The sequence below is a fragment of the Georgenia sp. Marseille-Q6866 genome (genome assembly GCF_965111665.1).
The window spans coordinates 242487-255951 of sequence record NZ_CBCOOR010000001.1; the positions used below are offsets into that span (position 1 = coordinate 242487).

General features: G+C 75.6%; 16 protein-coding genes. 8 read left to right on the forward strand and 8 right to left on the reverse strand.

Annotation, left to right across the window (positions count from 1 at the left end; all coding sequences use genetic code 11):
• Positions 1-55 precede the first annotated feature (55 nt).
• Positions 56-877, forward strand: a complete 822-nt coding sequence (locus tag ACWPXV_RS01165) for a TrmH family RNA methyltransferase (RefSeq protein ID WP_454083495.1) — start codon at positions 56-58, stop codon at positions 875-877.
• Between the two features lie 43 nt (positions 878-920).
• A complete protein-coding gene (locus ACWPXV_RS01170) occupies positions 921-1385 on the forward strand; it encodes a hypothetical protein (RefSeq protein ID WP_454083496.1) in 465 nt (154 codons plus the stop codon).
• A gap of 6 nt (positions 1386-1391) precedes the next feature.
• Here the strand turns inward: ACWPXV_RS01170 and ACWPXV_RS01175 are convergent, their stop codons facing one another.
• Positions 1392-1796: a RidA family protein gene (locus tag ACWPXV_RS01175; RefSeq protein WP_454083497.1), complete on the reverse strand. Its 405-nt coding sequence runs from the start codon at positions 1794-1796 to the stop codon at positions 1392-1394.
• 83 nt (positions 1797-1879) lie between these two features.
• Here ACWPXV_RS01175 and ACWPXV_RS01180 point away from each other — a divergent pair, with 83 nt between their 5' ends.
• Positions 1880-2242 (forward strand): winged helix-turn-helix transcriptional regulator, encoded by a 363-nt coding sequence (locus ACWPXV_RS01180; RefSeq protein ID WP_454083498.1) that lies wholly within the window; start codon positions 1880-1882, stop codon positions 2240-2242.
• 9 nt (positions 2243-2251) lie between these two features.
• Here ACWPXV_RS01180 and ACWPXV_RS01185 read toward each other — a convergent pair whose 3' ends face one another.
• A complete protein-coding gene (locus ACWPXV_RS01185; protein WP_454083499.1) occupies positions 2252-2785 on the reverse strand; it encodes an OsmC family protein in 534 nt (177 codons plus the stop codon).
• A 90-nt stretch (positions 2786-2875) separates the two neighbouring features.
• Positions 2876-3337, reverse strand: a complete 462-nt coding sequence (locus tag ACWPXV_RS01190; protein ID WP_454083500.1) for a tRNA (cytidine(34)-2'-O)-methyltransferase — start codon at positions 3335-3337, stop codon at positions 2876-2878.
• A gap of 77 nt (positions 3338-3414) precedes the next feature.
• Between ACWPXV_RS01190 and ACWPXV_RS01195 the strand changes: the two genes are divergently transcribed.
• Both ACWPXV_RS01195 and ACWPXV_RS01200 read left to right on the forward strand, forming a co-directional pair.
• Complete coding sequence (locus ACWPXV_RS01195; protein WP_454083501.1) at positions 3415-3858, forward strand: hypothetical protein; 444 nt, start codon at positions 3415-3417, stop codon at positions 3856-3858.
• A 129-nt stretch (positions 3859-3987) separates the two neighbouring features.
• The gene (locus tag ACWPXV_RS01200; protein ID WP_454083502.1) at positions 3988-4173 is read left to right on the forward strand and encodes a hypothetical protein; all 186 of its coding nucleotides are present in this window, start codon (positions 3988-3990) and stop codon (positions 4171-4173) included.
• Positions 4174-4180: 7 nt separating this feature from the next.
• Here the strand turns inward: ACWPXV_RS01200 and ACWPXV_RS01205 are convergent, their stop codons facing one another.
• Genes ACWPXV_RS01205 through ACWPXV_RS01215 form a run of 3 tightly spaced genes read right to left on the reverse strand, consistent with a single transcriptional unit; the run spans position 4181 to position 6533 of the window.
• Positions 4181-5392: an MFS transporter gene (locus tag ACWPXV_RS01205; RefSeq protein WP_454083503.1), complete on the reverse strand. Its 1212-nt coding sequence runs from the start codon at positions 5390-5392 to the stop codon at positions 4181-4183.
• Positions 5393-5436: 44 nt separating this feature from the next.
• The gene (locus ACWPXV_RS01210) at positions 5437-6009 is read right to left on the reverse strand and encodes a YbaK/EbsC family protein (protein ID WP_454083504.1); all 573 of its coding nucleotides are present in this window, start codon (positions 6007-6009) and stop codon (positions 5437-5439) included.
• Positions 6006-6533: a YbhB/YbcL family Raf kinase inhibitor-like protein gene (locus tag ACWPXV_RS01215; RefSeq protein WP_454083505.1), complete on the reverse strand. Its 528-nt coding sequence runs from the start codon at positions 6531-6533 to the stop codon at positions 6006-6008. The genes ACWPXV_RS01210 and ACWPXV_RS01215 overlap by 4 nt, the downstream gene beginning before the upstream one ends.
• A 131-nt stretch (positions 6534-6664) precedes the next feature.
• Here ACWPXV_RS01215 and ACWPXV_RS01220 point away from each other — a divergent pair, with 131 nt between their 5' ends.
• Both ACWPXV_RS01220 and ACWPXV_RS01225 read left to right on the forward strand, forming a co-directional pair.
• The gene (locus tag ACWPXV_RS01220; protein ID WP_454083506.1) at positions 6665-8656 is read left to right on the forward strand and encodes a Y-family DNA polymerase; all 1992 of its coding nucleotides are present in this window, start codon (positions 6665-6667) and stop codon (positions 8654-8656) included.
• A 90-nt stretch (positions 8657-8746) separates the two neighbouring features.
• Positions 8747-9154 carry a hypothetical protein gene (locus tag ACWPXV_RS01225; protein WP_454083507.1) on the forward strand — a complete coding sequence of 136 codons (408 nt, stop codon included), beginning with the start codon at positions 8747-8749 and terminating at the stop codon, positions 9152-9154.
• Positions 9155-9161: 7 nt separating this feature from the next.
• Here ACWPXV_RS01225 and ACWPXV_RS01230 read toward each other — a convergent pair whose 3' ends face one another.
• Positions 9162-10325, reverse strand: coding sequence for an ROK family protein (locus ACWPXV_RS01230; RefSeq protein ID WP_454083508.1), 1164 nt, complete (start codon positions 10323-10325; stop codon positions 9162-9164).
• 124 nt (positions 10326-10449) lie between these two features.
• On the opposite strand from ACWPXV_RS01230, the gene ACWPXV_RS01235 reads away from it, so the two are divergent.
• Positions 10450-12825 (forward strand): alpha/beta hydrolase domain-containing protein, encoded by a 2376-nt coding sequence (locus tag ACWPXV_RS01235; RefSeq protein ID WP_454083509.1) that lies wholly within the window; start codon positions 10450-10452, stop codon positions 12823-12825.
• 59 nt (positions 12826-12884) lie between these two features.
• Here ACWPXV_RS01235 and ACWPXV_RS01240 read toward each other — a convergent pair whose 3' ends face one another.
• Positions 12885-13460: a protein-L-isoaspartate O-methyltransferase family protein gene (locus ACWPXV_RS01240; protein WP_454083510.1), complete on the reverse strand. Its 576-nt coding sequence runs from the start codon at positions 13458-13460 to the stop codon at positions 12885-12887.
• Between the last annotated feature and the right edge of the window lie 5 nt (positions 13461-13465).

A 13465-nucleotide genomic window follows, 5' to 3' on the forward strand; every position in this document is an offset into this window, starting at 1 on the left:
CCCCCGCACCCACCCCTCGCGCCGACAGCTGAATTTCTCGCGGCAGAATGGTCCCGTGCCGCTCATCCGCATCACCGACCCCACCGACGACCGCCTCCTCGACTACACCGGCCTCACCGACCTCGCGCTGCGCCGGCGCCTGGAGACCGAGCGCGGCCTGTACATGGCCGAGAGCACGAACGTCATCACGCGAGCGATCCGGGCAGGTCACCGGCCCCGCTCCTTCCTCATGGCGGAAAAGTGGCTGAACACCATGGCGCCCGTCATCACCGGGGCCTGCGGCGCCGACGACGGCGGAGCGGACGTGCCCGTGTTCGTCGCCGAGGAGCCGGTGCTCGAGGCGATCACCGGCTTCCACCTCCACCGCGGTGCGCTGGCGGCCATGCACCGCCCGCCGCTGCGCGATGTCGAGGAGGTCGTCGCGGGAGCACGCCGGGTGGCGATCTTCGACGGCATGGTCGACCACACCAACCTCGGCGCCGCCTTCCGCAGCGCCGCCGCCCTCGGGGTGGACGCCGTCCTCATGACGCCCACCTCCGCCGACCCGCTCTACCGCCGCTCGGTCCGCGTCTCGATGGGCACGGTCTTCCAGGTGCCGTGGACCCGCCTGGAGTCCTGGCCCGACGCCATCGATGAGGCCCAACGCCTGGGCTACACCGTGGCTGCCCTGGCGCTGAGCGACGACTCCATCAGCCTCGACGAGTACGTGACCGAGGGCCACGAACGCTCCGCCTTCGTCTTCGGCCCCGAGGGCCACGGCCTGGCTCCGCGGGTCCTCCAGATGGCTGACCGCGTCGTCCGTATCCCGATGGCCGCAGGAGTCGACTCCCTCAACGTCGCCGCCTCGGCCGCCGTCGTCTTCTACGCGACGCGGTAGCCGACCGCGCCCCGCCCGGCGCCGGGACCGCTACCGTGGCGAGGTGCCCACACGGACCCGGCCGACGGCGGCCGCCCTGCTGCTCGCCGCAGCCGGGCTGGCGGGCTGCGTCGATACCGGACCGACGACGGCGTACTGCGGGCCGGCCGAGCCGCAGCTCGCCCCGGCTGCCGCCGGGCCCGGCGACGAGCTGCGCGTCGAGGTGGCAGGAGCCGCCGCCGTCGACGGCTGTGAGCAGAGCCTGCCGGACCGCGCACGTTACGAGATCCGGCTGACGTCCGACCGGAACGCCCAGGGCTCGGCCGACGGGCCGTACACGGCGACCCTCGGCGTCCTCGAGCCCGGCGTGGACGGTGGGGCAGTCGGCACCCTGCGACTCCCGGACGACGTCCCGCCGGGCGGGGCCGAGGTGTCCGTCGACCTCACCGGCGCCGAGACGGTCTGCGAGACAGACCCGACGATGCAGTGCGCGCGGGAGCCCTTCGCATTCATCGACGTGGTCGGCTGAGCGCCGTCAGTCGACGACGGCGGTCGCCTCGACCTCCACGAGGATCTCGGGGGTGTACAGCGCACTCACCCCGATGAGCGAGGCCGCCGGCATCGGCAGCGACAGCCCGACCTCCTCGGCCACCGCCTCCACGCCCGCCATGAAGTCCGCGATCCGTTCCACCTCCCAGTCCGTGACGTAGACGGTGAGCCGCACGACGTCGTCGAAGGTCGCCCCGCCGGCGCTCAGCCCGACGGCGACGTTCCGAAGGGCCTGAGCCGTCTGGCCGGCGAGGCCGTCGGCGAGGACACCGGCCGCGTCCTGGCCCACCTGGCCGGCGATGTGGACGTGCCGAGTACCGGTGGCGACGGCGACGTGGTGGTACGGGGTGTCGCGCGCGAGGCCCGCGGGGCTGAGGCGGTGGACGGTCATGGGGACTCCTCTAGGGTGTGCCGGAAGGGGGCGGTCCCCTTCCTACCGGCCGCCCGGCGAGCACCTCAACGAGACCAGGTTTCATGAGCGATACCGCGTCACTGTCCGCGCAGGTCAGCGCCTCCCACCGCGAGCTCGTCGGTCAGGTGCTCGACCGGTGGAGCCTGCACGTCCTCAGCGAGCTCTGCGAGGGGCCCTGCCGCTTCAACGACCTCCGGCGCGCCATCCCGGGCGTGACCCAGAAGTCGCTCACCGGCACGCTGCGCCGCCTGGAGCGCAACGGGCTCGTCAGCCGCACGGTGCTCGCCACCCGGCCCGTCGCCGTCGAGTACGCGATGACGCCGCTGGGCAAGACCGTGCGCGAGCCGGTGGACGCGCTGCTCGCGTGGTCGGCCGCGCACGAGGAGGAGATCGAGGCGGCGCGCGACCGCTTCGACCTGGAGTAGCGCCGGCCGTCAGGCACGGCGGACGGTGACCGGCGGGGGAGCGGTGAGCGTGCGCGCGACGACGCAGTACCGCTCGGTGAGCTCGAGCAGCTTGGCGACGGTGGCGTCGTCGGCGTCCGTGTCGACGTCTACGAGCACCTCCACGGAGCTGAGCCCCACCGGCGCCTCGCGGTCGACCCCGAGGGTGCCCCGGGCGTCCCACGTGCCGTTGGCCGTGACCGAGGCAGAGCGCAGCTCCACGCCCATCGCCGTCGCGACCGAGGAGAGGGTGACGCCGGCGCACGCGACGAGGGCCTGGAGGACGATGTCCGCCGAGCACGCCTGGCTGCCGTCACCGCCGGTGGCCGGGTGAAGGCCGGCGACGACGTCCCCCGCCCACGTCGGGACGGTCGCCGTCAGCGCACCTTGGTCGACCCGGGCCGTCGCGGTGCTCGTGACGAGCGCGCCGGCCGGGTCCTCCTTGTAGGCGTCCTTGAGCGGGCGCTGGCGGGCACGGAGGGCGGCCGAGGGGGTCTGCGTCTCGTCGGTGCTGGTCGCGGTCATCGTCGTGCGTCCTCCGTCGGTGCTGGCGTGAGCGCGCGGCGCTCGGGCGTGTGCATCACAACACACGCCCCCGGCGCGGGCAACGCCTTCTCACGCTCCGGCGTACCCCTGCTGGCGCCACGCCTCGTAGACGCCGATGGCCGCGGAGTTCGACAGGTTCATCGACCGCACGCCGGGCACCATCGGGATGCGTACCCGCTCCGTGACGCGCGGGTCGGCGAGCAGCTCGGCGGGCAGGCCGGTCGTCTCGGTCCCGAAGAGCAGGGCATCACCGGGTTCGTAGCGGATCTCCGAGAAGCCGGTTGTCGCGTGCCCGGTGAAGGCGTACACGCGGCCCGGCGCTACAGCCGCCAGAGCGGCGTCGATGTCCGGGTGCACGACCACGCGGGCGAGGTCGTGATAGTCCAGGCCCGCCCGGCGCAGGTGCGCGTCGGTCAGCTCGTAGCCGAGCGGCTCGACGAGGTGGAGCGTCGCCCCGGTGCACGCGACCATTCGGATGGCGTTGCCGGTGTTCGGCGGGATCTTCGGCTCGTGGAAGATGACATGGAACACCGGGACATCCTCCCACCGGCGCGCGGGAGGCCGTGCCGAGGACATAGCCTCGGCACAGACGGAAGGAGCAGGGACATATGGGCAAGGTGACGATGGTCCTCAAGGCCGCGGCGAAGTTCGGGCCGGTGGTCTACCCCGTGGTGAAGAAGGGGGCCGCCATGCTGCGTGAGAACCCCGAGCTCGCCAAGCAGGCGCAGCGGATCCTCGACGGCCTCACCAAGGCCCGCGCCTCCCGCTCCCGCCCGGAGGGCCTGCGCCGCTCCGTCGACGTCCTGCGCGGGCAGGCGCAGCGCGCCCTCGCCACCGCGTCGAGCCCCGAGGACGTCACCCGCGCCGAGGGGTGGCTCGCCCAGGCCGACAAGCTCGACGGCGCGATCGAGCTCATGGCCCTGCACGACCGCAAGGGCCAGACCACCGACGCCGCCGCCATCGAGGCCCGCGTCGAGGAGCTCTTCGCCCAGATCTTCACCGCGCTCGTCGAGCAGGACGGCGACGACCAGCGCAGGCTCCCGCCCGCCTGAGTCTCAGCGGTGTGGTCGTTGACACACTGGGCCCGCGCCGGTAGGAAGGCTGCAGGGGGAGCGTGACCACACGCCGTCGTCGTTGACGCCCCACGGAGGGTCGACTGATCGGGGCGGATCGTGGGCGAGGTGACGGACCACAGCAGGGCCGCGGGTGGACGGTTGTCCTGGGTGCTCGTCGGGGTGCTCGCCGTCATCGCCGCGTCGCTCTTCCTCCTCGACGGTCCCGCCCAGTCGGCGGCGATCACCGGGGGGCTCATCGCCGGGCTCGCCGGGATCGCGTGGGCGGGCACGCCCCGCCGCGAGCGCGGCTGACGGCGGCTCAGCGCTCCCGTCCGCGCAGCACCCCCGCCAGCAGCAGCGTCCCGACCGCGAGGACCGGCACGACGGCGAGACCAGCCCGCAGGCCGGCGGCGTCACCGATCGCCCCGACGAGCGGCGGGGAGACGACGAAGGCCACGCGCATGAGCCAGGAGACGATGGTGAGGGCGTTCCCGGCGCGCATGCCCGGCATGTCGTCGGCCGCGTTCATCGCCGCGGGCACGAGCGTGGCGGAGCCGAAGCCGGCCAGGGCGAAGCCGACGATGACGGCGACGGCGGTCGGCCCCACGACGACCAGCCCCATCCCGGCGATGATGAGGACGGCGCCGAACCGGGCGACGGTCCGTTGGCCGAGGCGGTCGGTCATCGGGTCCCCGAGCACCCGGCCCACGAACTGCGCACCGACCGTCGCGACAAAGGCCAGACCTGCCAGGGCCGGGCCGGCGTCGAGCTCCTGGGTGAGGAAGACCGCCGACCACGTGTTGCCGGCGTCCTCGACCATCGTCCCGCTCATCGCGATGAGGACGAGGGCGGCGAGGAACACCGGTGGGCGGCGCAGCCACGCGGCCGCCGGACCGCCGGCGACGTGGTGCTCCTCGACGAGCGGCGGCCCCACCGACATCCCGGCCGGGAGCGTGAAGCGCCGCGCGACGAACGCGACGAGCACCCACACGACGCTCGAGACGGTGAGGTGCAGGCCGAGCGGCACCTCGTTCGCGGCCGCCGCCGTGCCCATGAGGCCGCCGGTCACCGCCCCGGCGCTCCACACCGCGTGGAAGGAGTTGATGATCGAGCGGCCGTAGCCGCGCTGGACGGCGATCCCGTGGCTGTTCTGCCCGACGTCGGTGATCGAGTCGGCCGAGCCCGCGACGAACAGGGCGGCGACGATCAGCCACAGCGCCGGCGCCCACCCGACGGCGACGAGCCCGGCCGCCGTGAGCACGGTCCCGATGACGGCGACGTTCGCCGCCCCGAAGCGGCGGATCGCCGCCGCGGCCGCGAGGCCGGAGATGATCGCGCCCACGGGGAAGGCGATGACGACGAGCCCGAACTCGGTGTTCGTGAGGTCCAGCCCGGACTTGATCGCCGGGTAGCGCGGCAGCAGGTTGGAGAACAGCGCGCCGTTCGTGAAGAACAGGGCACCGGTGGCGACCCGGGCGTTGCGCAGGAGGCGCGACGGCGCGGGGCGGGCGGAGGAGGGGGCGGTGCTCACGGCTCACGATCGTATGGGGCGCACCGCCCCCACCCGTCCGGCGGTCAGTCGGCGGCCAGGCCCAGCCCCTCGACCGACTCGGCGCCGGGCAGCGCGAGGAGCACCTCGCCGGGCAGCAGCAGCTTGGACCGGCGCACGCCGCTGCCGACGATCACCGGCCCACTGGCGACCGCGGCGTCCACGAGCAGCCGCCACTCGGCGGGCAGGCCGACGGGCGTGATGCCGCCGTACTCCATGCCCGAGGCCTCCACGGCGCGGTCGGTCGGCCAGAAGGAGGCCTTGCGGACGTCGAGCAGGCGCCGGACGGTGGAGTTGACGTCCGCCCGGGTGGTCGCGCGGACGGCGCAGGCGGCCACCCGCTCCTCACCGGCCCGCTTGCCGGCGACGAGGACACAGTTGACCGAGGCCTCCAGCGGCAGCTCGTAGGCCTCGGTCATCGCCGCGGTGTCGGCCAGCTCGGGGTCGATCTCGGCGACGTGGACCCGGTCGGCCTGCTCCAGCGCCTCGAGGGCGGCGCGCACGGGCTCGGCGAGCAGGTCCGGGCGCTGGAGGGCCGGCACCCAGGTGAGGGTGCCGTACCGGACCGAGCCGTCGGCCGTCGTCGTCGGCTCGCTCACCGCTGGTAGGTGGGGGTGATGACGGCCCGGGCGATGGTGTGGAAGAGCGCCGTGAAGGACACCTTCGTCGGGCTGTCGTCGGGGTCGAGCTCGAGGGAGTCGGTGTCGAGGGCGTGGACGGCGAAGACGTAGCGGTGCGCACGGTCCCCGGCGGGCGGGGCCGCGCCGGTGTAGTCGTGGGTGCCGCCGTCGTTGCGCACGTGGTAGGCCGCGCCGGGGAGCATGAGGTCGCTCTCGCCCCAGCCCTGCTCGAGCTCGGTGAGGTCGGCGGGCAGGTCGACGACGGTCCAGTGCCAGTAGCCGGCCGGCGTCGGGGCGTCGGGGTCGAAGCAGGTGACGAGGAAGCTCTGCGTCTCCTCGGGGAAGCCGGACCACGCGAGCTGGGGGGAGACGTTGTCCCCGTCGGCGGCGAAGGTCCGGTCGAGGGGCTGCCCGTCGGTGATGTCGGTGCTCGTCACGGTGAAGGACGGCACGGGCGGGAGCAGGTCGTAGGGTGCGGGTGCAACGGGGCGCTGCAGGTCCATCGAGGCCTCCTTGGTGTGGGTTCACTCTCAACCTACGGCGTGGGGCCGCGGGATGCCGCGACGGGCACGCCGACGATGTCAGTCCCACCTGTCATCATCGAACAACTGTTCGATAGACTGTGGAGGTGGCGATGACCCCGGCAGAGCGCATGGCGACCGCGCGCCGGGCCCTGGAACGGGCCGAGGCGGCGGCCGGCCTGCGGACGCGGCTGGCGGTTCTTGCCGACGACGACGACGCCGCCTCCCGCCGTCCCGTCGCCTCCCGCCTCCCCGCGGTGCCGGCTCCCGACGCCGTGCCAGCTCCCGGCACCGTGCCGGCTCCCGGCACCGCCCCGGGACCCGACGGGCACCTCACCCCCGCTCCCGTCCCGTCGCGAGCCGGGGCGCGCACCACCGCGGGCGCGGACCACCTGCCGGTCCCCTCCGCCCTGGCCGGCTTCTTCCCGCCCGCCGGGCTGCGCCGGGGCAGCGTCGTCCAGGTCGGCGGCTCCTCCTCCCTGCTCCTCACCCTCCTGGCCGCCGCGCAGGGGGAGGGCTGGGTCGCGCTCGCGGCGCTGCCGGACATCGGGCTGCAGGCCGCGGCCGACGCCGGGCTGCACCTGGGCCGCAGCCTCCTCGTGCCCAAGCCGGGGCCGGAGGCCGCCTCCGTCGTCGGTGCCCTCGTCGACGGCGTCGACGTCCTGGCCGTCGGGGACTGCCGCGCCCTGAGCGCGCGCGACCGGCGGCTGCTCTCGCGCGGCTGCGCACCCGCGGGCCGTCCTGCTGAGCACGGCGCACTGGCCGGGCGCCGACGTCGTCCTCCGGGCGGGGGAGGTCCGCGCCGGTGGGCTCGGGCGCGGCTGGGGCCGGGTGGAGGCGGGGGAGATGACCGTCCACGGCCGCGGCCGCAGCGGCGTCGCCGGCCGGGTGCGGGTGCGCCTCACCTCCACGGGCCTGGACGTCGTGGCCGACGGCGGCCGCGAGGTCGCGGCTCCGGCCCCCGAGGTGGTGGCGGCCGGCACCCGCTCACGCCTGCAGGCGGTGTCCTGATGACGGCGCCCACCGCGCACCCGGCGCAGGCCGGGATGTCGGCCCTGCGCCGGGCGGTGCTGTGGGTGCCGGACTGGCCGGTGGCCGCCGCCGTTGCCGAGGGCGTCGTCGGCAGCCACGAGCCGGTTGCCGTCCACGACGCCCGCGGCGTCCTCGTCTGCTCGGCGGCCGCCCGCGCGGAGGGCGTGCGGCAGGGCATGCGGCGGCGCACCGCCCAGGGCCTGTGCCCCGAGCTCGTCCTGCTGGCCGCGGACGAGAACCGTGACGCCCGTGCCTTCGAGCCGCTCGTCCAGGCGGTCGAGGACGTCGTCGCGGGCGTCGAGGTCGCCCGTCCCGGTGTGCTCCTCATGGCCGCCCGCGGGCCGGCCCGTCACGCCGGGGGAGAGGACGCGCTGGCCGAGCTGCTCGTCGGCGCGGTCGCGGAGGACACCGGCGCCGAGTGCCAGGTCGGGGTGGCCGACGGCCTGCTCGCCGCCCTGCTCGCCGCCCGGGCCGGGATCGTCGTGCCGCCCGGGCAGGCACCGGCCTTCCTCGCCCCGCAGGACGTGCGCCGCCTCGAGCTCGCCGCCACCACCCGGGAGCGGCGCGCCGAGCTGGGCGAGCTCACCGACCTCCTGCGCCGGCTCGGGCTGCACACCCTCGGGGCGCTCGCGGCCCTGGCCCCCGGTGACGTCGCCGCCCGCTTCGGCACCCTCGGCCTGCTCGCCCACCGCCTCGCCCGCGGCGGGGACGTCTCCGTGCCGGCGCCCCGCCGCCCGGAGCAGGACGTCACCGTGCGCACCGACCTCGACCCGCCCGCCGCGCGCTCCGACGTCGCCGCCTTCGCCGCCCGCGCCCTGGCGGAGGAGCTCGCCGAACGGCTGCAGCGCCGGGGCGTCGTGTGCGGGCGCGTCCAGGTCCTCGCCCGCACCGAGGACGGCACCGAGCTGGCCCGCACCTGGCGCCTGGACGTCGCCCCCAGCCCCGCCGACCTCACCGACCGCGTGCGCTGGCAGCTGGACGGCTGGCTCTCGGGCCGCAGCGCCCGCCCGCCCAGCGCGCCCTCGTCCACCTCGAGCTGCTCGCCCAGGAGATCAGCCCCGCCGGCGTCGTGAGCGACGGCCTGGGGCGCCGCGGGCGCGGGAGGTGCAGGCCGAGCGGCCGCGCTGCGCGTCCAGGGCCTCCTCGGCGCCGAGGGCGTGCTCGTGCCCGTCCTCCAGGGCGGGCGCGACCCGCGCACCCGGGTGCGGCTGGTCGCCTGGGGCGACGATCCCGTCCCCGTCCTGCGCCCCGACGCCCCCTGGCCCGGCCGGCTGCCCGACCCCGCCCCGGCCACCCTCCTGGACGAGCGGCGCGCCGTCGTCGTCCTCGACGCCACCGGCGCCCCGGTGTCGGTGGACGGACGGGTGCGGCTCAGCGGCGAGCCGGCGCGCGTGGTCGACGACGCCGGCAGCCGGGAGGTGGTCGGCTGGGCCGGGCCGTGGCCGATGTGGGAGCGCTGGTGGGGCAAGGGCCGGCGGCGCGCCTGGCTCCAGGTGGCCCTGTCCGACGGCGTCGCCCAGCTCCTCGCCCTCGAGTCGGGCCAGTGGTGGGTGGAGGGCCTGTACGACTGACCGCGGCTCAGACCGGCAGGGCGGCGAGGGCAAGCGCCGCGGCCCCCAGCGGGCCGGCGTCGCGGCCCAGCGTCCCCACGACCACGTCGACGTCGGCGTTGAGCGGCAGCGCGGTGCGCGCCACCGAGTCACGCACCGGGCCGGCGAGCAGCTCACCGGCCCCGGCGAGGGCCCCGGTCAGCACGATCGCCTGCGGGTTGAGCGCGTTGCACAGCCAGGCCGCCACCTGCCCCGTCGCCTCCCCGGCGTCCCGCAACGCCCGGAGGCACGCCGGGTCACCGGCGGCCGCGGCCCCGAGCACCTCGCGCGGGGTCGGCCGACCCCCGTGCCGGACCGTCAGCGCCTCGAGCACGGCGGGGACCCCGGCGTAGACCTCCAGGCACCCCCGGCCCCCGCACCGGCACAGCGGTCCGCGCGGGTCGACCGGCACGTGCCCGAACTCCCCGGCGCCCCCGCGGCGGCCGGTCTGCACCTGACGGTCGATGACCACGGCTCCGCCGACGCCGGCGTGCAGCTTGAGCAGGACGAGGTCGTCGTAGGGACGGGCCGCACCCCACAGCAGCTCCCCGCGCGCCGCGCAGTTCGCGTCGTTGTCCGCCACCACCGGCACCCGGAGGGCCTCGGCGAGCGCCGCCGGGAGGTCGAGGTCCTCCCACCCCTGACGCATGCCCTGCGGCCCGGTCGGGGCCGGAGTCGCCGCCGGTCCGAGCCCCAGCGCCAGGGCGAGCCCCACCCCGAGCAGCGGGGCGGCCTCCTCCCGGCCGCTGAGCTCGCGCACGAGGTCGAGCGTCGCGTCCAGGGCGTCGCCCGCGCCGTACGCCAGCGGAAGGCGCCGCACCGCGCCCGGTCCGTGGCCGTGCCCGGCGTCCACCACCCGTGCCCGGACGTGGGAGGCGCCGAACTCGACCCCCACGACCTCACCGCGCCCGGCGTCGAGGGCGAGGAGCGTCCCGGGCCGCCCGCGCCCTCGTTCGGCGCGCCGTCCCTCGGGCAGAGCCCGGGTCGCCTGACCGGTCTCGTGGATGGTCCCCGCCGTCAGGAGGGCGGCGACGACGCCCGAGACGGTCGACTTCGGCAGCCCGGTGCGCCGGGCGAGCTCCGCGCGGGTCATCGGCCCGAACGAGCGCAGGGCGGTGACGGCGCGCGAGGTGGCGTCCCGGAGATCGGCCATGGGCAGACGGTACTCCTTTCGGCCGGAACTGAACCATTGACACCGCCAGAAGCCCCTCCTAGGTTCTGGAGCGTCCGTACTCAGGCCTCTGGCCACCCGGCCACCGTCGATCCCGGGAGCACCCATGGCGCGCACACTCACGGCGCTCGTCGCCGCATCCGCCCTCACCATCCCCGCCCTGCTAGGGCCGTCCGCCGCCGCCTCACCACCCGGGCCCGAGCGGCACGAGTCGTCGGCCGCCGGCGAGAGCGTCCCCGCGCCCACCGTCACCGGGCCGGTAGCCGTGACCAGCGAGGTCGGGGACCCCGCGCACGGCTACCCCTTCCTCGCCACCGACGTCGACCTGGACGCCGCCGGCTACGTCGAGGAGGAGTTCCTCATCTCCGGCGAGGCCACCCGCTACGCCACGCAGGGGCTGTCGGACGCCGTCGTCACCAGCACCGGCCACCCGTACACCACGCGCCTCGTCGTCCGCCGCCCGGCGGAGGAGGCCGACTCCAACGGCGTCGTCGTCGCCGAGTGGCTCAACGTCTCCAACCAGTGGGACCAGGAGGTCGACTGGTTCCAGACGCACGAGCACCTCATGCGCGAGGGCTACACGTGGGTGGGTGTCTCCGCCCAGCGCGCCGGCGTCCACTCGGCCACCGGGCTCAGGGCGTGGAGCCCCGAGCGCTACGGCACGCTCGACCTCACCGACGGCGGCACCGTCGAGGACGACTCCCTGTCCTACGACGTCTTCAGCCAGGCCGTGAAGGCGCTGCGCGACCCGGCCGGCACCGACCCGCTCGGACCGCTCGACCCGGAGTACGTCATCGCCACGGGCCACTCGCAGTCCGCCGGCCGCCTGCACACCTACTACAACGGCATCCACCCGCTCGCCGACGTCGTCGACGCGGTCGTCCTCCACGGCGGCGGGGGAGAGGTCCGCACGGACCTCGACACCCCGCTGTTCAAGCTGAACTCCGAGGGCGACGTCGCGATCAACCTCCTCGGGGCGGCCGAGCGCCAGCCCGACTCGGACGTGCTGCGGACCTGGGAGGTGGCCGGCGCCTCGCACGGGGACTGGAAGCTCATCACCGACTACGGGCCGCTGCGCCTGCGCGACATCGGCACGCTGCCCGGCGGGCACCCGGACCTCCCGCAGACCTGCGACCTGCCCTCCCTCTCGCGGGTGCCCCAGCACCAGGTGCAGGCCGCGGTGTACGACCACACCGTCGCGTGGGTCGCCCACGGCGTCCAGCCGCCGACCGCGGAGCCGATCGAGCTGGACGAGGAGGGCGAGATCGTCCGTGACGAGCTCGGCCTCTCGCAGGGCGGGATCCGCCTGGCCGCGCAGGAGGTGCCCGTGCGAGTCAACAGCGGCGTCAACTCCGGCCCCGGGTTCTGCTTCCTCGACGGCAGCTCGACGCCGCTGGCCGAGGACGTGCTCGGCGAGCTCTACCCCACGCCCGAGGCGTACGCCGAGCAGGTCGCCGTCGCCACCGAGCACGCGGTGGAGCAGGGGTACGTGCCGGCCGACGTCGCCGTCGACCAGGCGTGGTACTCCGACCTCGCCTACCTCGTGGGCGACCTCGCCACGGACGGCCGGATCCCCGAGGCGCTCGCCGGCGCCCTCACCACCGCGGCCGGACAGGCCCTGCGGCACGCCGACGACGGCGAGCTGGACCTTGCCGTCGAGCAGCTCGAGCTCGTCGTCGCCCAGGTGAGCGGATCCGACGTCGACGACGCGGCGCAGGCCGCCGTCCTGCGCCAGGCCATGGCCGCCCTCGCCGTGCTCCCCGAGCCGGAGCCCGAGCCCGAGCCCCAGCCCGGCGCTCAGCGGTACGGCTTCTTCCTCAACAACAACTGGGACGGGCGCGCGGACGTCGCCTTCCAGTACGGCCGGCACACCGACGAGGTCCTCGTGGGCGACTGGGACGGCGACGGCACCGACACCCTCACGGTGCGCCGCGGGAACCGGTTCTACGTCAACAACGCCGCCCGGGGCGGGGATGCCGAGCGCGTCGTCGTCTACGGCCGGCCCGGGGACACCGTCCTCGTCGGCGACTGGGACGGCGACGGCCGCGACACCTTCGCGGTGCGTCGCGGGGCGGAGTACCACCTCCGCGACACCATGGCGTCGGGCCCGGCGGACGTCGTGGTCCGGTACGGCCGCGCGGGCGACGAGGTCGTCGTCGCCGACTGGGACGGCGACGGTGCCGACACGCTGGCCGTCCGCCGCGGCGCGCGGTACCACGTGCGGAACGTCATCGCCGGTGGCGACGCCGACGTCGTGCTCACCTACGGCCGCGCGGGTGACGTGACCCTGGCGGGCGACTGGGACGGCGACGGCCGCGACACCTTCGCGGTCCGCCGGGGGGCGACGTACCACGTGAGGAACTCCCTGACGGGCGGGGACGCCGACCGGGTCCTCACCTACGGCCGGGCCGGTGACGCGGTCCTCGTCGGTGACTGGGACGGCAACGGCACCGACACCCTGGGCGTGCGCCGCACCCCCTGACCGGGTGGGACGCACGGAGGCCCGCACCCCGCTCACCGGGGTGCGGGTCTCGCGACGTCCTAGCCCTTGCGCAGCGGGACGAAGCGGTAGCTGCCGAAGGCGCGCGTGGCGAGCTCGCCACCGCTGAGGTCGGCGACGACGAGCTCCCCGCGGACGGGGATGACCATGCGCCCGCCGTCGGCGAGCTGGTCGACCAGGGCGCGCGGGAGGCGGCGTGCCTCGGCGGAGACGAGGACCCGGTCGAAGGGTGCGAGGCCGGGCAGGCCGAGCTCACCGGGGACGGCCGGCTCGATGAGGGCGGCGACACCGGCGGCCGCGAGGTTCCCGCGCCCCGTCTCCACGAGCGCCGGCTCGAGCTCGACGCCGAGCACCTCGCCGCCCGGCGCGACGAGCCGGGCGAGGATCGCCGTCGTCCACCCGGACCCGGAGCCGACGTCGAGCACGCGGTGCCCGGGCCGCGCGTCGAGCAGGGTGAGCATCCGCGCCACGGTGCTCGGCTGGGAGCAGGTGGCGCGGTGGCCGATGCTCAGGGGCTGGTCGGCGTCGGCGAAGCGGTGCTGGTCCGGCGGGAGGAACGTGCGGCGGTCGACGGCCGCCATCGCCTCCCGGACCCGCGCGTCGCCGTCGTCGTCCATCTGCG